Origin of the sequence: Leptobacterium flavescens (genome assembly GCF_010671605.1) — a bacterium.
GTDB lineage: Bacteria > Bacteroidota > Bacteroidia > Flavobacteriales > Flavobacteriaceae > Leptobacterium > Leptobacterium flavescens.
In genome coordinates, this window is the sequence record NZ_JAABOO010000003.1 from 188,897 (window position 1) to 209,232 (window position 20,336).

Consider the following 20,336-nt stretch of genomic DNA (forward strand, 5'->3'; position numbering starts at 1 on the left):
TGGCGGACGGTGCTTTTTATCAAAACCGGACTGCATTTTTACACACAGTTGGTTAAAGATACGATTTGCATCTAAATTCTGTAGAGAATGCCCGGAAAAATGAATATGGAAAGAAGAAGGAATATAAATTCAGTGCTTTTTATCAAAACTTTAGGGATTAAAACAGGGCATTTCAGTATTTTTGATATGTCGATAGTGGGGAGGTCGACTACAGGATTACTGAGATCAAGTCAACTTAAAGCAATGATAAAAAGAAAATTAGTCGTTGGTGATATTCACGGAGGATTAAAAGCATTAAAACAGGTTATGGAACGGGCGGGGGTCACTACCTCAGATAAGATGATCTTCCTGGGAGACTATGTAGATGGATGGAGTCAGTCGCCGGGAGTTGTTGAATATCTTATGGAACTGAATGAGACCCATGATTGTGTTTTTATTAAAGGCAATCACGACGACCTGTGTTATGAATGGTTAAAGGATGGATCTTCCAACAAGGAATGGCTCTTTCACGGAGGTTCGGCAACGGTGGCAGCTTATGAAAAGCAGCCGGAGGAGATACGAACCAAACATCTCGAATTTTTTGAAAGATTGCGGAATTACTATCTGGACGAAGAAAATAATCTGTATGTCCATGCCGGCTTTACCAGTATTCACGGTGTGACCAGGGAGTATTTCCCGGAAATGTTCTACTGGGACCGCTCTCTATGGGAAACGGCACTTTCCCTGGACCCGGAACTCGACAAAGAGGACCTGAGATATCCCAAGCGCTTACTTCATTATAAGGAGATATTTATAGGCCATACACCGACCATCAGACTAAATGAAACGACACCTATACATGCAGCCAATATATGGAATATAGATACAGGTGCCGCTTATAAGAGTCCGCTAACCCTGATGAATGTCGCTACCAAGGAATTCTGGCAGAGCGACCCGGTGAACGAACTCTATCCGGATGAAAACGGACGGAATTAGATAGCCGGACTGTTCCAGTTTTTAAAATTCACTTTTTGTATAGTTACCGGCCCTGTTTCGGGCGGAAAAATACTTATGGTCTCGGCCTGGAAACGCGCATTCATGGTCATTCCCCAGCTTATTTTGGCAGTGGTTTTGAATAAATGACAGGATGAGTCGGATAAGTCTACAAACGAACAACGAGTTTTTCAGGCTAAAAGACATTCGTCATAAAATTTTATACTTCCGGCCCTGTTTAATGCTCGTTTGTCAAAATAATTATGCAGATCGGATCCATCCCTTTAGTTTTGAGATCGAAAGTTGCTTTAAAAGGTATTGTAACCCAGGGACTTGTAATATAAATCTGTTAAATATTGTAACTAAATATAGTTTGTATCGTCAATTAGAAAACAACCAACCAATAGTGAACCAACTAATATTAAAATATGCAAGGCTGTTATGGATAGCAGCCATAGTAATCTGTATTGGCATATATCTGTATAACCCGTCTTCTTTTTCCAAGGAAGCCATTGCAGATTATATTTCAGGATATGAACATTATGGCTTACTGGTTTACCTGACTATCCATATTCTGAGGGGCTTTGTGCTTTTACCCAGTACACCTTTGATCTTTGCCGGAGTATTGCTATTTCCTTCAGAACCTTTACAGGTACTTACGATCTCCCTGATAGGGATCGGCAGCTCTTCCTTATTGATATATTTTTTCTCCGATAAGCTAGGATTTTCGGCAATTTTCTCGAAAAAGTCGAAAAAAATAGCATTAATTGAAGAAAAACTCAATGGAAAGTACGGTTTTGCATATATTATAGGCTGGGCATTTTTTCCTCTGGTACCTACAGATCTGATCTGTTATGTAGCCGGAGCGCTAAAAATAAAAGTATCTGTGTTTATTTTTTCCATATTATTGGGAGAATTAATACTTTGCGCCTTATATATTTACGGGGGTTCTTATTTAATTAATTAGTGACTATGTCAAAATTATTCACACTGAGTGCAGTAAAAAATCTAAAACAAACCGGTAGTCTTTTCAGAAGCTCCAGGTTTCTTGCAGAAAAACTAACACAAAGCCTTGATCCGGATAAAGAAATGGTGATCGTAGAACTAGGGGCCGGAGACGGGATCATTACCAAGCAGATCCTGAACAAAATGGGAATAGCTTCCCGACTGTACTCATATGAGATCAATGAGACCTTCCTTCCCATGTTAAATGATATTAATGACGACCGGCTTAATGTTTTAAACAAATGTGTTTCCGGGATTTCCACCGATTTTAAGGAAGATGAGGTAGATATGGTCATCTCGAGCCTGCCGCTTACGCTTATCGACTTTCCGTTTAAGAAACAATTAATGAGTGATGTTCGTCAGGTGCTTAAACCTGAGGGGCAATTTGTTCAGTATCAGTATTCCAAGAACGACATGAATTTCCTGAAGAACAGTTTTGCCGAATTTACAACCAATTTCTGCCTGCTCAATCTTCCGCCGGCATTTATCTATACCTGTATTAATTAAGGCCCGGACAAAACTTTTTTCATGCTTAATTCTTCATTAAAAATGAAAAATATCCCCGCATTCTGTAACTTATAATTACTAAATTGTACCTATAATTAAAACAAACATAAATTATGGGACTTTTTGACGAAATAAAGAAAAAACTCAGGAATGAATTTATAGATATCGTTGAGTGGCTGGACGACACCAACGACACCATTGTCCACAGATTTGAACGCTATCAGAATGAAATAAAGAACGAGGCAAAACTTATCGTCAGAGAAGGCCAGGTAGCGGTATTTATCAATGAAGGACAACTGGCCGATGTATTTAAACCGGGAACCTATACGCTCAATACACAGAACCTGCCTATCCTGGCTACCCTTAAAGGATGGAAATACGGATTTAACAGCCCGTTCAAAGCGGAAGTTTATTTTGTGAATACCCGTTTATTTACGGATGAAAAATGGGGAACAAAGAACCCGATCACTTTAAGTGACGAACGTTTTGGCCTGGTAGAGATCAGGGCTTTCGGAACCTATTCTTTCAGGATCTCCGATGCCGGGAAGTTCATTACGGATGTAGTGGGTACCGATGCCAATTTTACCAATTACGAAGTAAACGAACACTTAAAGAGCCTCATTGCAACCCGTTTTACGGATACGGTCGGAGAGGCTAATATTCCAATAGAATTATATGCCGCCAATACTACCGAACTATCGGAAACCTGCCAGGATGTTATGCAGCCCGAGTTCGGGCGTGTCGGAATAGAACTGGAACGTTTCTATATCGAGAACGTATCCATGCCGGAAGAACTTAAGAAGGAGATCTTTGAATACAGCAGACTGGATAAACTCGATATGGGCAAGCTGGCGCAATTTAAAGCTGCCAAAGCCATGGAGGCGGCAGCCAAAAATGAAGGAGGTACTGCCGGAGCAGGTATGGGAATGGGAATGGGATTTGTCCTGGCCCAGCAAATGGGAAATATGATGAACCCTATGGCCGGGCAACAAACGCAGGCGCAGGCTCCTCAGAACAATGCAGGAACCCCACCCGCCCTCCCCGTCCAAACTCAATACTATTATGCAGTAAACGGACAACAGGCAGGCCCGGTTACCATAGATGTCCTTAAGGATCTCTTTGCGAAACGTGCCATTAATAAAGATTCCCTGGTATGGAAACAGGGAATGGACAATTGGGCTGCGCTGAAAGATGTAGATGAATTGAAGTTTTTCCTAGGGGGCAGCACTCCGCCACCCCTGCCAAATGCGTAATCATTTATTTTTTATATGGAATGCAGAAGTATGGGAGAGGATCTCTCTCCCTGCTTTTGTAAAATGATCTGAATACAGATGCAGGAACAGGAGATCAAAAAATCAGAATTAAAAAAAGCCTGTGCCAATTGTGGTGCGGAGATGAAATACAAACCCGGATCGGATCAGATAAAATGCGATTACTGCGGGTATGAGGAGTTTATAGAACAAAGTAAGAACAGCTTTGAGGAACTGGAACTCAATCATTACCTGAACCTGGTCGGGAATAAAGCACATACCGATACCATCAGCCTCCTGCAATGTAAGAACTGCGGGGCCAATCAGCATGTAGAGGAAAATTACAAATCCCTGCATTGTGCCTACTGCAGTGAACCCCTTATCCTGGAGGATGTTCAGGAAGAAGGATGGATCCTTCCCGAGGCTTTGATCCCTTTTCAGTTCGATCAGAAGAAAGCAGGCCAGATCTTTAAGAACTGGGTGGGCAGAATATGGTTTGCTCCCAATAAACTCAAGAAGGCTGCTTTAAATCCGGAAGGTTTGCACGGCCTCTATGTTCCCTACTGGACTTTCGATTGCAATCTGTTTTCCACTTATCAGGGAATGAGGGGCGATTATTACTACGTGACCCAGCGGGTAAAAACATCTAAGGGATGGCAGACCCGGCAGGTTCGAAAAACACGATGGATCCCTGCTTCAGGACAGGTTAGCGGTTTTATAGACGATATCCTGATCAATGCTTCCGAAAAGAAAAGGAGGGAGATCCCGGCAAAGATCTCTCACTGGGATATCAAGGAGCTGATCCCCTTTAACCAGAAATACTTAGCCGGATTTATAACAGAAAAATACACCATCTCTCTTAAGGACGGGCATCATTTGTCATTTCAGAAGGCCAAGGATATTGCCCATAACTGGATACGCCGGGATATCGGGGGAGATACCCAGAGGATTACCTATACCGATATTAAACTCAGCGACGAGACCTTTAAACATATTCTGCTTCCGGTATATATCAGTGCCTATCGCTATAACAACAAGGAGTATCACTTTTATATAAACGGACAGACCGAACAGATATCCGGAAAGTACCCGATTTCCTTCTGGAAAGTATTCTTCCTGGTACTCTTCGTAATTCTTATCATTACGCTTATTGCCGTTTTTGCCAAATAAGCCTAGTTGGGCTGTAAATTAAAGGACAGCTCCTGAGGGACCACATGGCAGACATCTGCCGTTACATTAATGAATGTGCTTACAATGGTCTGGAAACCTTCTTTCTGTATGGTCAACGTATAATTTCCCGGTCTTTCTCCGGCTCCCAGATAGACTACAGGACCGGGTCCGGACTCCATAAGTGTCTCTTCGTATTCCCCGTCTATTGCCGTGATCGTAACACCTTCCAGGTCTTCTCCGGTCGATGCATCCTTTACTGTTACAACCAGACCGTAAACAAACTGGGCGGTGCAGACCAGATCATCATCATTGGAGCCGTCATTAAAGTCGCAGGAAACAAGTGCCAGGCATAGTAATAAAATAAGTTTTTTCATCATTGCTGTTTATTGGTTTAATTAAAAGATGCATTCTTTTTTAAAAAGTTGCGTAAAAAAGTAAAAGAGCGTGTGACTTTTTAATGTTTGCTGCGAATAATAAGATAGAAAGCGCTATTTGTTTGATCAGACACCAGGTTAAATTATGTAAATAGATAGTAACTTTATAATGATGAACAAACCCATAGATAAACCAGAGTTTCTCCGTACACTGAAGGCTCATGAAAAGATCCTTTTTAAAGTGTGTAATCTGTATTGCCGGAATCCTGAAGACCGTAAGGACCTGATGCAGGAGATCATAATTCAGCTGTGGACTTCATTTCACCGCTACGACAGCAAGTACCGTTTATCAACGTGGATGTACAGAGTATCGTTAAATGTGGCTATCTCTTATTATCGAAAAACAAAAAGACATGCTGACAATCATTTTTCATCTCTGTCTCATCTTATTGAAGTATTTGATACTGAAGATAATGAGCATTTAGAAGAGAACACCCGCTTATTGTACCGTTTTATACGGGAATTGAACGACCTGAACAGGGCACTCATTATGTTGTACCTGGACGATTACAGCTATAAGGAAATAGCAGAGATCATGGGGATAACGGTTACGAATGTATCCACCAAGATCAACAGGATCAAAAAACAGCTCAAGCAAAAATTTGAGCAAATGGAAAAATCAATTTAAAGAACGAACATCATGAATACCTCAGATTTAAAAGATATATGGAATAAATACGACGAAAAGCTCGAAGCCAACTGGGCACTGAACTACCGCATTTTAAAGGAAATTAAAATGGATAAGGTTCAGTCGGCAGTCAGGAAAATAAAAACGGGTGGCATTATCTGGATCGTTATCCAGCACCTTATCGGGATCTTTCTCATAAGTACCGCCATTACCCATTACGAGAGGCCACAGATCCTTATCCCAACCATCATGCTTGCCGTGCTTACCTATATTACAGCATTTTGGGGTTCGCACAATATGGGACTTATCCTGAAAGTAGATTATAATGAACCTGTTACCAGGATACAGGAGAATATCCAGAAACTTAAACTCAGTAAGTTAAAGAACTACCGCTTTATCTTTATTTTCAGTCACCTGTATTTCTGGCTGGGAGTTATTGTCCTGCTTAAGATAGATGTGCTTATTCTCTGGCAGAACTCTCCTTTGTTTGTTATTATTCAGTCTCTTTTTGTGCTGGCCTATTTTCCCTTTGCCTTATGGATCATCAGGAAATACAGCAGCAAAAAACCAAAATCCAGGTTCTGGAAAGCCCTGGAAAAGGATTCATTGCTTACCGAAGATTCCGTAGGGAAGAATATTAATGACGCCCTTGGGTTTCTTGAGGAGATAGAGGAGTTTAAAAAAGAGAATTAATATAAAAAGCCCTCACCTTGATCCTCTCCCAGGGGGAGAGGAAAGATATCATAAATAGAATGTTCATAACAAAAGACCCCTTCTCCCTCGGGGAGAAGGTCAGTCTGCTTACATGCAGACTGGGATGAGGGCCTGTACTTCCCGCCATTGCGAGGAGAGAAGCGACGAAGCAATCTTTCCGTAGCTTCCTGTAATTTAAAGATTGCAGCGCTCTGCTCATCTGCTGATGGCAGGCTCGCAATGACCCTTAGCATAGACACCATACTTCAGAACCTGGAATTTGGAGTTTGGAATTTGGTCCCGATAGCTATCGGGATTGGAATTTAAAAAAAGGCAGCACCTATTTCTTTTTAGTGCTGCCTTTTTTGGATCCGGACATTTTCTTTATCTGTTCCGTTTTGTCTTTTACCCGTCTGATCTGCAGGTCAATGTCGGAAGTTACATCGGCGTTCAAAGCCATTAATTTAGCTTCTTTATACACTTCGATGGCCGCATTATACAGCTCGTATTTTTCGTATAAAAGACCTTTCAAAGACCATAGAGATGCCCTGTCTATACCGGGTATTTCCATCCCGATACCGATTACTTTTTCAGCCTCTTCCAATAGGTTAAGCCTGATCAAAAATCCGGTATAACTGTAGTAAGTAGGCGTGTACTCATGATCCAGGTACAATGCCATCTCATAGTGATACCTCGCTTTTTTATAATCGGAAAGATGCTCCTCATAGATCCTTCCCAGCAAATAATGCGCTCCTGTATGCTCATTATTCGCACTGATCACGTATTGTAACTTTTCAATGCATTCCTCTACATTGTAGGGATAATTATCCAATGCCTGAATGTACAATACTTCATATGTATTAATTGACATTTTGTTTTCTTTTTTGGGCATTTCGGGAAGGCCAAAGCCCTCCCGCCGGGCTATCCGCTTTATCTTTTAATCCCAAGATTAAAAGGATATCGCTCCTATCCCTAATGCACTATTAATTATCCTTTATCCATTCTCACGATCTTCGGCTTGAACATTCCAACCACTTCTACCAGTTCGGTCTGGCCGGCCATCACCTTTCCGATGTCTTTATACGCCATCGGAGCTTCGTCCAATCCGCCACCCAGCAAGCTTACTCCGTGATCTTTAAGCACTTTTTTAAGCTCGCTTTTCGTAACCGATTGTTTGGCTTTTGTCCGGCTTAATGCCCGACCGGCTCCGTGAGAAGCCGAAAAGAGAGAATCCCTGTTTCCTTTTCCCCTCACAATATATCCGGGGGCGGTCATAGAACCGGGAATGATGCCCAGCACATTTTCCTGCGCCGGAGTAGCACCTTTGCGGTGTACGATCAGTTCCCTGCCGTCTATAAGCTCCTTCCATGCAAAATTGTGATGGTTTTCAACCTTTGCCAGCGGACGGGAACCCATGGCCCTGGAGATCCTTTTATGGATATCATCATGACAAGCCGAAGCGTAATCGCCGGCCAGGTTCATCGCTATCCAGTACTCCATTCCATCATGGGTATTCAGGTCCAGCCAGGCCAGGTGTTTGGCCTCTTTGGGCAGGGGAGTGTGCTTCATGGCCAGACGGGTATAATGCCTTGCAATATTGGCACCCAATCCCCTGGAACCACCATGTGATAAAACCCCCAGGTAAACCCCTTTCGGCAAACCGAATTCATTGGTTTCATCTGTGATCTCCACCGTTCCGAACTCCACGAAATGATTCCCTCCGCCTGAGCTTCCCAATTGCCGGTAAGCCTTGCTCTTCAACTGCTTTACCGTTGGAATACTCTTAAAAGCATCATGTTCAAATACCTCATGGTCGTTCGGACGTGCATGGACTTCTTTCCCGCCAAAACGGGTATGCTCCTTTAGGATATTTATAAATTTATCCTTTTGCCCTTCCAGGTAGGAAGGAGGAATATCGTACATGCTCAGGCACATCCTGCAGCCAATATCAACACCAACCCCATAAGGGATTACCGCGTTTTCGGTAGCCAGTACTCCGCCTATGGGCAGGCCGTAGCCCGAATGCCCGTCCGGCATCAGGGCACCCCCTTTGGCAACCGGCAATTTAAGCGCCGTAAATAATTGATGCTTGGCTTCATCGCTGATCTCCTCTTCCCCGAAGATCCTGTAAGGAACCCTGTGCGTATTCAGCTTTTGGGCCTCCGTTTTTACAGGAGAGATAAGCGCTTCCGCTATTTTGCCTAAAACAGCATCCTCTCTGTATTTTTCAGGATCTTTCAGCAGGGTTCTCAGCCTTTGGATCACCTTTTCCTTATTTTCTCTTTTGTAATGTCTCAGCATTACTTCTATGGCAATACCAATTGCCTTTCCCTGCGGATATCCTATTTTGATGAGGTCTTTACCTCTTAATTTTAGTTTTGCCATAATTGTTTCATTATAACCATTTCGAAATACCCAGCGCTTCCTGAGAAGCCCATTTTTCCATTATTTCAAAGGCTTTCGAATGGATTTTTCTGTTAAACTTTGCTTTTGCCTGTACAATGGTTCTGGTGTACAGATCTACTTCTATTGTTGCCAAAATTGCTTCGAAAGAAAGAACCTCTTTTTTTCTTAAAGTAAATATGGCTGATCTTTTTCCTCGACAGGAATTCGCATAAGTCAATACACAGTGATTCATCTTTCTTCCTTCGATCATAAGCTCTCGAGAATCAACAAGTTCATATATATAGAACGCTTTTGCATCTTCGTTTTTCCCTTCAGTGACTGAAAAAGAATTAATATTGCTTCTTTCCCATCTCAACACTTTCTTGAGTTTTGTATGACCATAAACTTCCTCATGCCAAGTATCAGATTGTCTGCTTAAGGAAGCTAGCGTTCTTCCTTTAATAGTATAATTCTCATTCTGATTTATCATGTGATTTAAATAATCAAATAATTCATCCAGTTTCTGATAATCAAACATATTCTGTCGGACAAAGAAACGTATCACCTGTTCCCAAAAAGACTCTTGCTCAAAGTCATTCCTGCTTAATCTGGAAAAAGCAATGTACTGAGCTAATCGCTCATTTCCTCCCATCGATAAGCATTGCGCTCTTCGTAAAGCCATTTCAACCGTATAGGAGGTAGGGGCTTTAAGAAATTCACAGGCAATTTTTTTAGTAAGACCAATTGGAATGCCGGATAAACTTCTAACACTAACTCCTCTAGAAATATCTATAAACCATTGCATATATTCGTAATTATCTTTACCCCAGACATAGTAAATGAATTCTGGAGGGTAATAAGTCACGAAACAATGATTCAATAAACTAATAATTTGTCGATCATCATTATGACTTTTCCGAATCCATTCTTCAAAAGGCCTGATAAACGAATGATGATGCCAGCTTATATTGAACAGAATTAAAATATTAGTTTTATCCATTAAAAGCTTAAAGCATTTTTGTTCGTACATATGAATAAGTATCTTTTTAAAAATGTTTCTTTTTTGAGCGTACTTATTCTTGCTTGCCTTTTTGAAGAAAGGAGCTATTAATTGAGCAATGAGATATTCTTTATAGTTGTTTGCATCACCATTTTTATACAAATCCTCTACAAGATCTACAAAAGGGACTTTTTTTCTCTTATTGTGTTTTTTTAAAGCCTCACTGATCTCTTTTTCTCTTTTTTTCTCCGCTAGTATTTTATCAAGTTTTTTATTATTTATTCTATGTGTTTTCATGACCTGATTTTTTATCCGGCCGAAAACACTAAGTGTTTACCACCGGTTGAACTGATATTCTTTTTTTCGTTTAAGCTTACTTTTACGTTTTATCATAATTGTTTTATTAATCATTTTGTTTAACCGGGAACGTATAAACATCCCCGGTATTCTTATCCCAATGTGAACAGTTTGAACAGAAAGCACAAGATCCAGAAAATAACTTTTGCCAGAACGACAAACTCATTCCCGTTCTCATTTCTGTTTACATTCCTGTTAGCAATGGCATACACAGGACCCTGACCCTCTGCATTCAGGTCGCATTCGGGAGAAATGCCCAGATAATTAGCCGACAACCATTTCCTGATCATTTTTTCGGCCTCTTTAGAGACATTCCTGTTGGCCTGAGCCTGGGCCTGGATGATCTCTCTGTTCAGCAGATCGATCTCCAGCGTAGCCAGAGTCTGCTCATAATTCCCGTTTACGAACTTTCGCAGAGAAAAGATAGCACTATCTCCGTTATAACAATCGCCGTCGTATTCTGCTACACAGTGGTCCATGTTTTGGCCTTCTTCTATAAGTTCTGCAGAAGACCTAAGCTCTACAGTTTTAAAAACGATCTGTTCATCATTTATCGTTTCTTCCTTATAAAAAGCCTGTATCCCACTCTGTTTCCAGATCAGACCTTTGTCCGGAGGAGCCTTTTTCCTCGCGTTGTAATGCCATTCATCCGACTGACGTATCAGCGCAGCCAGTGTTCTTCCCTTCATGGAAAAATTACGGTTTGCAGCTTTGGCATAACCGATATAATCCAGCAATTCCCTGAATTTAGAGAACGGGAAATTTTTCTGACCGGCAAAGAATACAACCACTGTCTTTGTAAAAACCTCGTCACCGAAGTCTCTTGACAAAGATGAATAAGCCATACAATCTGCCTGGGCAGCTCCCGCACCATATCCAAGTGCCTGCGCCCTCCTTATTGCTTGGTTTATATTAAAACCGGGCGGAGTATGCCTGAACTCGTGAGCCATCTTTTTGGTCAACTCTACAGGCAGAGCACTTAGCTTTTGAACACTTCTTCCCTGTGCAAGCTGTATATACCAGTACCTGTGCAGTATCCTTTCTCTGAAAAATGCAGTTTCCATAAAACGCGGTACTTCGTACTTTGCAAAACAGTATCTGATAAGAGAACTTAACTGTTCTTCCGGGATCAGACTTGTTTTACGCCACCCTTCAATATCGTTGTGGATGTAATTACCCAGTTTACTGATATTCAGCAGTACTTTTACATACTCGTACCTACTCAGGATAGCCGCACATTTCTCGGTATACAAGTGGATAAGAAGCCTGCGGAATGTATCCCTTTTTATCAGGTTTTCTTTGCTTGTTTGGGCAAAGAATTCATAAAGCATAGACTCTAAGCTTCCGCTATAACGTTGAGGCTTGTTGTCTTCACTGTATATCCTTTCCACCAGCTCGATATAACGGGCCGGTCGGGCTTCTTTTGTATATAGCTGTACATTGTTGTTCTTTATCTGTGTATTGTAAAGTGTTTTCATGACCATTTCTTTTAATCCGGCCGAAAACACTCTAAGTGCCTACCACCGGTTGAATTGATGTTCTTCCTTTTGTTCTAGCATGCTGTTTGTTTAAAATTTTAATCCATAAAAAAAGCCCGGTCTCCATTGAGAACCGGGCTTTAATACACCTTCCACCTCCTTTATCTAAAAAGTGGATGCGGTTCTGAATAATTGATATCTATGTATAATTCACTCCATCCCAAAAATGGAACTGGATCGATATTTCTATGTAATTTTCTTCCTACCATGACATAAAAAAACCCGGGTTGTTGACCCGGGTTATATATTTAAGATTGCTTTTCTATTTGTGTCTGTGGCATCTTACAAAACCTGGGCTGGGCGAGAGGGTAATGTCCCCTTCACTCATAACTTGATATTTTAGATTTGTAAAACGCATTTTTTGTTCTTTTGAATTTTGCGTTGCAAATATAAATTAATTTCTGAACCGGCAATAAGATAATTCTTAATTTAAAATGAGATTAAATAAGTATGTAGGAAAAGTGTAATGGGTCGGCTCTTTCTTCAACTAAAAGAAAATCAGAACAAAAGGAACCACCAGAAAATAATCATATGCGTTTATCACTCTTATCCCTGCTTTTAATCCTTAGCTTTTGCAATGCAGGTTTTTCACAGGAACAGGAAGGTCCGAAAGCCTTTATCAGCATTAGCGGAACTCTTGGAAGACACAGCGTAAATTTTAAGGATTTTGCCAAATCGCCGGGCTTTAGTTTCGGTTTCAGTATCAGTGCTGGGATCTATGCCGTAGACAATGGCGATTACCGCGGAGGCCTGGTCCTTACCCTGCTGGAAGGTGCTTCCCGCGATGAGAGACGAAGGCAGTTAAGTGAAGATTTCGAATTGCCGCATCCCGACTACGATAAACACATCATCTTTAAATTCGCCCAGTTCAGAAGCGCTAATATAGGCTGGTTCAGCGAGTGGGATGCTTCCGATAACGTAACCCTTTATCATCAGATCGGTTTCGGGATCTTCGGTTCCACCGAAAAGGATCAGTTACTCGATTTCGGAATGTCCAATCAACTGGGAACACTTCTGGGAGATGCAGAATCTTTCAGGGCCCGCCTGGGAATCAATCACGATACTACCTTTGGGACCGGGAATCCTAATTATGTGCAGAATAACCTGGGTTTCACCTTTGGAGGGTTCAGGGCATTCTAAAAACTAAGCCTCAAAACAAAATTGGGAGTAATACGTAGCGAATTCAGATCAACCTCGTTAATAACAGGCTCTCCATCTGCATTGAGAAAGGCGTCGAAACGCCTGCTGAGGACACTTTCCTGATCGTATACATTGAGTAATGAAAACCCTGTGGAGGCTTTTACACCCCTTCTTTTGGAAAGATAAAAATCATAGGTCATAGAAAAATCCAGTCTGTGATAGTCGGGCAGACGCCTGCTGTTAATGACCTCATTTACACGAAAGAAATTTCCGTTATCCTCTATTATTGTGGGTTCTTCCGTAAAGGGTATTCCTGTTCTGTAGTTCCATCCGAGAGAAAACTGAAACTGCTTCCAATTAAAGGTGGTGGCGATCTGAAGGGATTGCCTGATATCAAAATTCCCCGGAAAACGCCCCTCCTGGATATCGGGAAAACTGAATTCGGTCTTCCCCAATAAATAACCAAACCAGAACCTGAAATTCCGGTATTTCTTTTTGATAAGCAGATCTATTCCCTTGGTAATACTTTCCCCCTCGAAGAAAGCATTAACTACACTGGATCCAAAACCGTTGGTAAAACTGGTAATGCCCGTAATGTCTTTGTAATAAGCTTCCAGGTCAATATACCAGTCGTCTTTGGTAAAAAGAAAACCTGCACTTATCTGCCGGCTCTTCAGGATAGGAGTAAAATCGTTAGATAAAGACCATATCTGATTGCTCAGCCCTACCCCCGTATTCAGAAAATCGACGATCTGACTGATGGATTGATAACGGATCTCCCCGGAAGTCTTTAGTTTAAAATTGGGAAAGGTCTGTACCCCCAGATAAACTCTTGGTTCCAGGTTATAGAGACTCCGCAGGGACAAATGGGTTCCGCGAAGCCCTGCAACAAGATCTATGGTATTATTCATGAAGTGATATTCGGAGAAAAGAGCGTGAGTGTTGATGATCCCGTCAACATCAAAATTCAGATCGTCAAGGCCCAGATCCATCCTGTTAAGGAGATAAGACACTTCATTATTCTCAAACTGATATCCACTGGTTAGCCTGTGGTGTTTCCCCAGCTTGATATCTACCAGGAAATCAATTCCGAACTCATTAACCTGATTTGTTCTGTCATCCTCGGAAAACTGAGTGTCCTGTATACGTGAACTGGTCCCGAACTCAAGATCGTAAGAAGATTGCTTTATTTTCAGAACGTGATTTACATTTTTGCTCCAGTTGCGTTCCCATTGCAGATTTAAACCGGAATTATCTATATCCTGATTAATGGTATTCCTGACATCGAACTCGGGGATCGTCAGTTCGTTGTCCAGTTTGTTTTTTACAAAGACCGAAGTAAATGAAAGATGATCCTTGGGAGAAGGCCTGGCCAGGAGTTTAATAACTGCATCTGAGAAAAAGAAATCGGTACTTTGTTCTATTCCTTCACTTCGGATCTCCAGGTTCGTATTCTGAAAGACCTTTTTGGAAAGCTTGTTGAACGTAAAAGTGTTTATGATATCGGAGATCGACCTTCTTGCCGAAACTATCACCCCCAGAGATTTACCGATAGGGGTTTTGACCAGGAAATCGGCATGTGTCATATTAAACCCCACACCTCCACTAATAGAGTCGGGGATCTCGGAATCGGTTTGTATATCGATCACTCCGGAGATCCTGTTCCCGTAACGAGCCTTGGTCCCTCCTTTGTACACACTTATTTCATCGGCTACATAGGGGTTAAAAGCAGAGATCAACCCGAAAAAATGCCCGGTGTGGTAAATGGTAATCCCATCCAGCAAAATAAGATTCTGATCGGGTGTTCCTCCCCGGACATAGAGGCCGGAGGCGGTTTCATCCGGACTTTCGATCCCGGGTAATAACTGTACACTCTGGAGTACATCGGGCTCTGTTAGTCCCGGTAAAATACCCAATTGACCGGGCTGAATAACAACCGCTCCTTCTACCGATTGAAGAACACCTTTGGTGATATATTCCTTTAAGATGATCTCCGATAGCTTCTCATAGCTTTTGACGAGCCTGATCTCAGGACAATTCCTTCGGTTCAGGCTATGCACGGGTATTTTAACAGTCTCGTATCCTATATATTGTATCTGAAGGGTATCGGTAAGGACGAGTTGTTTTATTTCGAACACCCCGTCTTCATTGGAGACCGCTCCTTTTTTTTCGTTGACCGATACTACCGAAGCATGGCTCAGGTTTACTTTTTCATCGGTTACCAGCCGGCCGCAGATATTACTCCTTTTGGGTTTAAGGACAACATAGCGTTCGGTAACCACTTCAAAATTAATGTGGAGTGAATTCTCAAGATAACTCAGAACCTCGGTCAGGGATCGTTTCCGTTGCCGAAGCGTAACTTTTTTGTTCTTTACCAGTAGATCATTGAAGGAAAACCTGATATTGAAGTTGGCTTCCAGATTTTTAAGGACCTGTACCAGAGAAGTTTCTTTATAGCCAATAACAGCATGCTTTTCTTTTTCCTGAGAGAAAAGAAATGTACTTATTGCAAAGAATACAACAAAACAGAGCCGATACTTCATAAACTACTTAGAAAGAGATACAACATTATCTTTTCCAAATGTATAGTTTATTTCTAAAGGAGCAAAAACGGTTTCCAGTGCCACATCCCTGTTATCATGGCTAAAGCTTCCGGTAAACCGCTGCTGTACGTCTATAGACGAAATGTTAAAGTTTATATTGAATTGAGATTCCAGCTCTTCGAGTACCTGTATAAGCGGCGCACTCCTGAATGAACTCTCTTTGTGAAGCCAGTCGGGATGCCCCGAATTGAACTTCCAGTTCTCTACCGATTGATCTTTTACAGACCTGATAGCATCACCCTGACTAAGGATATTTTCTTCTCCTCTGAGGAGAACCGAAACCCTTCCTTCGAAACAACGGACTTCAAAAGAATTGTCTCTGTTCCTTACGTTGAATTTGGTTCCCAGAACACTTACTTTTCCACCGCTGCTCATCACCTCAAAATCACTGCCTTTTTCCACTTTAAAAAAGGCTTCACCTTTCAGCTTTACCTTTCTGTTCTTGTCCCAGCTCCAGCTGTTGTATTGTAGTGATGATTTTGAATTGAGTTTAACCTCCGATCCGTCCGGCAATTCAAATGCCAGTTGCTCTCCGAAGTCGGTAGAGTAGGTTTTAGAGCCTCCGAAAAAGTATACCGCTCCCAGTATCAGAACTACAGATGCTGCGGCATAAGCCCAGTTCGGAATAAGTTTTTTTACTTTTTGCTTTTTAGGAGTAGCCGATTTTTCTTTGAATGCTCCGTAAGATTTCAGGCGATCGAGTTCAGGCATACCAAAATGCTCCATGCCCGAAATGATCTTCTGATATTCCCGGTACTCCCTGCTTTTCTTGAAAGCAGCCATTTCCTCTTCGGTGAGATCGTTGTTGATCCATCGCCCTAAGAAGGAATCATCTGAGTATTTTTGGTCCATAAAATGCCTTTTTATTATATAATCCTTTTGTTTAAGTTTTCCCTACCCCCCTTAAATATCGGGGCCAATCGATTTTCTTAATTTTAATAAAGCTTTATGCATTCTTTTTTCTATCGCCTTTACGGAAACTCCAAGCATTTCCGCAATCTCATTATAGGTTTTTTTGTCTATCCTGTTCAGAAGAAAAACTTCTCTCTGCCCTTCCGGAAGATCTGCAATAGCTTTTTGCAGCTTGTCCAGGAACTCTTTTTCCAGCATTATAAATTCCGGAGATTCTGAAGTTTTTTCGGCACGGGGCCTTTGTTCATATTTTAAAACCACCTTTTTGTGGAGCATTGCTTTCAGGAAAATATTATTGGCAACTGTATACAGATACCCGCTTACCTTTCCCAATATTACTTTTTCGCAATTGTTCCACAACCTTACAAAAGCTTCCTGAGCATAATCTTCTGCTTCATCGAGATCACCACATTTATAGAACATAAAATTCCTAAGCGATTCTATGTGCTCTTTATAGGCTTTCTCAAAAACTTCTTCATCACAAAGCGAATGAGGTGTTGACGGCATAAAACTTTAAAATAATAGTAAAGAAACAAAAAATTAACGAAAAGGGTAGGGTATTTATTTGCTAAAGGATTGTATTAGTAAACAAACTATCTATAAGGACCCCAAAAGCAATTATATGAAAAACCTAACAAATTTCAGACTGCTACTCTTACTCTTTTTGAGTATTCTGGTACTGGAGTCCTGTTCGAGAGATAACGACGAAGACATTCTCACCAACGACCCGGAAGCCGTAGATAATAACGACGGAGATCAGAACGGAGAAGATGACAACCAGGGAGATGAAGATCCGGATCAACAGGGAGAAGCAGGAAGCATTACTCTTTATAGAGTGGATGGATTAAATATTGTTAAACAAAGAGATTTTGAAGTAAGCGGAAAGCTGAAAGAGCTACAGGATGACGTTGCGAAACATCAGGAAGTCTGGAACCTTGTAAAGAGACTGGTGCCGGAAAGTTACCTGAGAAAACTAAGTGAGTTTATGATCTTTGCCGGAGAAAATAACGGAACCGCAGGTTATGTTTTTAATACAAAACAGGATCTTTCGGAATGGCATATGGGTCTGGCCATAGACTTTGCTTACGAAGGCGGAAGCCTGAATGCCGACGGGCAGTTTGCGTATACCATAATTCACGAGTTTGCCCATGTGCTTACGCTCGATAATACCCAGGTAGATGCATCGGTAAGCCAGGAAGCATGTGCAAATTATTTTGTGGGAGAAGGATGTGCTAAACAACCGTCCTATATCAATAAACTATTCCAGAGTTTCTGGAGTGATATAGCTAAAGAACACGGAGAGATCGGTGAAGAAGATCAGGAAGGTGCGAGCAGATTTTACGAAAAGTACAAAGATCGTTTTGTTACCGCCTACGCTTCCACCAATCCTGCCGAAGATATTGCAGAAGTATTTACAAATTTTGTATTGCAAAATAACAAGCCCTCCGGAAATACGATAGCGGAGAGAAAGATATTGCTCATGTATGAGCACCCCGAACTGGTGGAATTCAGGAATTATATCAGGGAACAGCAGCAGTCGGGAAGAACATTTATCCGAATGAACGTTTGGGACAAGGCGATTACTATCGGAAAGCATAAAACTGGACATTGTTCTCACCTGTAATTATGCTATGAACCTATGTGTGTCTTTTCTTTTAAACACGCATAGGTTCTTTTTCCAAAGTAAAAATGAAAAGAGGTAAATGATGAATAAAATAAGCTTAATGAAAAAGTTAATTTGTATGTCACTAATTCTTCTATATGGATCCTGTGCCGCCCAGAAAGAAGTTCTTTTGGATAATCAAAATCTGAAGTTCGGACTTTCTAAAACGAGATGCCTCGGAAAGTGTCCGGTATACCATTTTAAGGTATATGAAAACGGTGATATGGTATATCACGGAATTGAGAATGTAGATAAAGAAGGGACACATATGCTGAAGCTGAGCAGTGCGGAAATGGAAGAATTAGAGCAGGCATTTACAAAAATAGGATTTAAAAGCCTGGAATTACCCAGGAAAGGGGTTATCAGGGATATGCCCTTTACGATACTGACTTTTGAAGGAAAGAAATTAAGATACCAGCCCGGAGGTTCTACCAAAGAGCTGAAAAATTTGGTTTTGAGGATTGAGGAAATGATTGTTGGGAAGATTGGAGTTTAGCTAAAAACTGCCCGAAAGGGCAGTTTTTTTATTTTTTTATTGAGATTGGAAAATTTAAAACCGACCGGAAAAGTCCGGATATAAAAGTGAAACAACCGACCAGAAAGATTAAAGAATTTTTTTTGGTTTACCGTGATTGAATTATGGGGTTAGGCCTGCCTCGAGGACCGTTAATAAAAGGGCAAGTTTAATGGCGGCCGCCCCGTTTTCATTTATCCACCACTCACCAAGAGAGTGCGCTCCTCCTCCTTTACCTCCACGTCCGATAGTAACTGCAGGAACACCTTGTGAAATAGGAATATTGGCATTGGTGGAACCCCTTGTAAGTTGTGTATTGGCTCCTATAAAATTTGAAACGGCAATAGCCCTTTGTACCAGCGGTACATCTGCCGGATGTTCTCCCGAAGGCCTGTCGCCTATCGGAATAAGCTCCAGGCTAACCTTATCCTTTACACCCGAATTATTGTATTCCGTCAGGGCCTTTTGCATGGAAGCCTTGAAAATATTATCAATTTGCTGTAAATGCTCTACACTAACCGATCTCATATCTACTTCCATCCAGGATTCAAAAGGAATTGCATTTACCGAAGTACCTCCGCCGATCCTCCCGATATTAAAACTGGTCTTTTCTCCCTTTGAAGTATATTCTGCAGCCTGTTCCCTGAATTCTGCAATAGCCATTCCCAGGGCATGATGCGGATTAGCCAGGCCGAAAGCACCCCATGAATGCCCGCCTTTTCCTTTAAAGACCGCTTTATAACGTTTGGAACCCAGAGCAGCATTGTTAACACGTCCTAAGCTCCCTCCGTCAATCGATATCCAGGAATCTATTTTGAGTTTGTTTTCCTTAAAAATATGTCGTACACCCCTGAGATCTCCCAGGCCTTCCTCACCGACTGTCCCTATAAAAAGAATATCTGCCCTGGTTTTTATCTTAGCCGCATTCATGGCCTTTAATATAGTAAGGACCATGGCCAGCCCTCTTGTATCATCGCCTATTCCCGGAGCGTAGAGGGTGTCTCCTTTCCGGCGGACCGTAACATCCGTACCTTCCGGAAAAACAGTATCCATATGAGCGTCCAGTGCTACCACTTTCCCTTCTCCGGAGCCTTTTCTCAAAGCAATGACATTGCCCTCTTCATCTATCCATGCCTTATCTACACCGGCCTCTTCCAGTAAAGACCTGAACTTTTCCGCACGTTTCTGTTCCTTAAATGGAGGTGCGGGGATCTCGGTTAGTGTGATGAGGGTTTCCTCGGTTTCCGGCTCCAGTTGGTCTATGACCTCCATGGCCTTCTTTATCTGGCTTTTCTTATTTAGTTTTTCCACTGCTTTGTTATAAGCCTTTTCGGCCTGAAGTGAGTTTTGACCTGTAAGTGCTGAATGCGTAAGGAGAGATAACAGAAGCATTATAAAGACGGGCTTCCTTAATACCGGCATTTTTAGTTTCATAATTGAGCTATAATGTTTTACAATCTGTACTTTGAAAAGTTAAAGCTACAACCTTTGTAGCATTCCCGAAAGAAAGCCTGGTTTTTTAACGATGTAATGTAGTGATTTGAAATAAATTCCGACTTAAAATA

General features: G+C 41.6%; 20 protein-coding genes. 10 read left to right on the plus strand and 10 right to left on the minus strand.

What is annotated here, in order from left to right; genetic code table 11:
- Positions 1-243 precede the first annotated feature (243 nt).
- The 5 genes from GWK08_RS13070 (at position 244) to GWK08_RS13090 (ending at position 4,904) form a co-directional block, all read left to right on the plus strand.
- Positions 244-975: a metallophosphoesterase family protein gene (locus GWK08_RS13070; protein WP_163608258.1), complete on the plus strand. Its 732-nt coding sequence runs from the start codon at positions 244-246 to the stop codon at positions 973-975.
- A gap of 403 nt (positions 976-1,378) precedes the next feature.
- Complete coding sequence (locus tag GWK08_RS13075) at positions 1,379-1,939, plus strand: TVP38/TMEM64 family protein (protein WP_163607672.1); 561 nt, start codon at positions 1,379-1,381, stop codon at positions 1,937-1,939.
- 5 nt (positions 1,940-1,944) lie between these two features.
- Positions 1,945-2,484, plus strand: coding sequence for a class I SAM-dependent methyltransferase (locus GWK08_RS13080; RefSeq protein WP_163607673.1), 540 nt, complete (start codon positions 1,945-1,947; stop codon positions 2,482-2,484).
- Positions 2,485-2,597: 113 nt separating this feature from the next.
- The gene (locus GWK08_RS13085) at positions 2,598-3,737 is read left to right on the plus strand and encodes an SPFH domain-containing protein (protein ID WP_163607674.1); all 1,140 of its coding nucleotides are present in this window, start codon (positions 2,598-2,600) and stop codon (positions 3,735-3,737) included.
- Positions 3,738-3,815: 78 nt separating this feature from the next.
- Positions 3,816-4,904: a DNA helicase PriA gene (locus GWK08_RS13090; RefSeq protein ID WP_163607675.1), complete on the plus strand. Its 1,089-nt coding sequence runs from the start codon at positions 3,816-3,818 to the stop codon at positions 4,902-4,904.
- Between the two features lie 2 nt (positions 4,905-4,906).
- Here GWK08_RS13090 and GWK08_RS13095 read toward each other — a convergent pair whose 3' ends face one another.
- The gene (locus tag GWK08_RS13095; protein WP_204336068.1) at positions 4,907-5,278 is read right to left on the minus strand and encodes a carboxypeptidase-like regulatory domain-containing protein; all 372 of its coding nucleotides are present in this window, start codon (positions 5,276-5,278) and stop codon (positions 4,907-4,909) included.
- Between the two features lie 172 nt (positions 5,279-5,450).
- Between GWK08_RS13095 and GWK08_RS13100 the strand changes: the two genes are divergently transcribed.
- Positions 5,451-5,966: an RNA polymerase sigma factor gene (locus GWK08_RS13100; RefSeq protein ID WP_163607677.1), complete on the plus strand. Its 516-nt coding sequence runs from the start codon at positions 5,451-5,453 to the stop codon at positions 5,964-5,966.
- 12 nt (positions 5,967-5,978) lie between these two features.
- Positions 5,979-6,659, plus strand: a complete 681-nt coding sequence (locus tag GWK08_RS13105; protein WP_163607678.1) for a hypothetical protein — start codon at positions 5,979-5,981, stop codon at positions 6,657-6,659.
- Here the strand turns inward: GWK08_RS13105 and GWK08_RS13110 are convergent.
- The 5 genes from GWK08_RS13110 to GWK08_RS13130 form a co-directional block, all read right to left on the minus strand.
- Entirely contained in the window at positions 6,656-6,922 is a 267-nt protein-coding gene (locus GWK08_RS13110; RefSeq protein WP_163607679.1) for a hypothetical protein, read from the minus strand. The genes GWK08_RS13105 and GWK08_RS13110 overlap by 4 nt on opposite strands.
- 77 nt (positions 6,923-6,999) lie before the next feature.
- Positions 7,000-7,530 carry a hypothetical protein gene (locus GWK08_RS13115; RefSeq protein WP_163607680.1) on the minus strand — a complete coding sequence of 177 codons (531 nt, stop codon included), beginning with the start codon at positions 7,528-7,530 and terminating at the stop codon, positions 7,000-7,002.
- Positions 7,531-7,646: 116 nt separating this feature from the next.
- Positions 7,647-9,044 (minus strand): RtcB family protein, encoded by a 1,398-nt coding sequence (locus tag GWK08_RS13120; protein WP_163607681.1) that lies wholly within the window; start codon positions 9,042-9,044, stop codon positions 7,647-7,649.
- A gap of 10 nt (positions 9,045-9,054) precedes the next feature.
- Positions 9,055-10,341, minus strand: a complete 1,287-nt coding sequence (locus GWK08_RS13125) for a PcfJ domain-containing protein (protein WP_163607682.1) — start codon at positions 10,339-10,341, stop codon at positions 9,055-9,057.
- 152 nt (positions 10,342-10,493) lie between these two features.
- Positions 10,494-11,879, minus strand: a complete 1,386-nt coding sequence (locus GWK08_RS13130) for a PcfJ domain-containing protein (protein WP_163607683.1) — start codon at positions 11,877-11,879, stop codon at positions 10,494-10,496.
- Between the two features lie 591 nt (positions 11,880-12,470).
- Between GWK08_RS13130 and GWK08_RS13135 the strand changes: the two genes are divergently transcribed.
- Positions 12,471-13,079 (plus strand): hypothetical protein, encoded by a 609-nt coding sequence (locus GWK08_RS13135; protein ID WP_163607684.1) that lies wholly within the window; start codon positions 12,471-12,473, stop codon positions 13,077-13,079.
- On the opposite strand, the gene GWK08_RS13140 is transcribed toward GWK08_RS13135, so the two are convergent.
- The 3 genes from GWK08_RS13140 to GWK08_RS13150 are packed head-to-tail and all read right to left on the minus strand — an operon-like array spanning position 13,076 to position 17,101.
- Positions 13,076-15,622, minus strand: coding sequence for a TonB-dependent receptor domain-containing protein (locus GWK08_RS13140; protein WP_163607685.1), 2,547 nt, complete (start codon positions 15,620-15,622; stop codon positions 13,076-13,078). The two genes, GWK08_RS13135 and GWK08_RS13140, sit on opposite strands and share 4 nt — an antisense overlap.
- Before the next feature lie 3 nt (positions 15,623-15,625).
- Positions 15,626-16,534 (minus strand): FecR family protein, encoded by a 909-nt coding sequence (locus tag GWK08_RS13145; protein ID WP_163607686.1) that lies wholly within the window; start codon positions 16,532-16,534, stop codon positions 15,626-15,628.
- Positions 16,535-16,585: 51 nt separating this feature from the next.
- On the minus strand, positions 16,586-17,101 hold the full coding sequence (locus GWK08_RS13150; protein WP_163607687.1) for an RNA polymerase sigma factor: 516 nt from the start codon (positions 17,099-17,101) through the stop codon (positions 16,586-16,588).
- A gap of 115 nt (positions 17,102-17,216) precedes the next feature.
- Here GWK08_RS13150 and GWK08_RS13155 point away from each other — a divergent pair, with 115 nt between their 5' ends.
- The gene (locus GWK08_RS13155) at positions 17,217-18,218 is read left to right on the plus strand and encodes a hypothetical protein (protein ID WP_163607688.1); all 1,002 of its coding nucleotides are present in this window, start codon (positions 17,217-17,219) and stop codon (positions 18,216-18,218) included.
- Between the two features lie 100 nt (positions 18,219-18,318).
- Complete coding sequence (locus tag GWK08_RS13160; RefSeq protein ID WP_163607689.1) at positions 18,319-18,753, plus strand: DUF6438 domain-containing protein; 435 nt, start codon at positions 18,319-18,321, stop codon at positions 18,751-18,753.
- A gap of 141 nt (positions 18,754-18,894) precedes the next feature.
- Here GWK08_RS13160 and GWK08_RS13165 read toward each other — a convergent pair whose 3' ends face one another.
- The gene (locus GWK08_RS13165; RefSeq protein ID WP_163607690.1) at positions 18,895-20,205 is read right to left on the minus strand and encodes a M20/M25/M40 family metallo-hydrolase; all 1,311 of its coding nucleotides are present in this window, start codon (positions 20,203-20,205) and stop codon (positions 18,895-18,897) included.
- Positions 20,206-20,336: the final 131 nt, after the last annotated feature.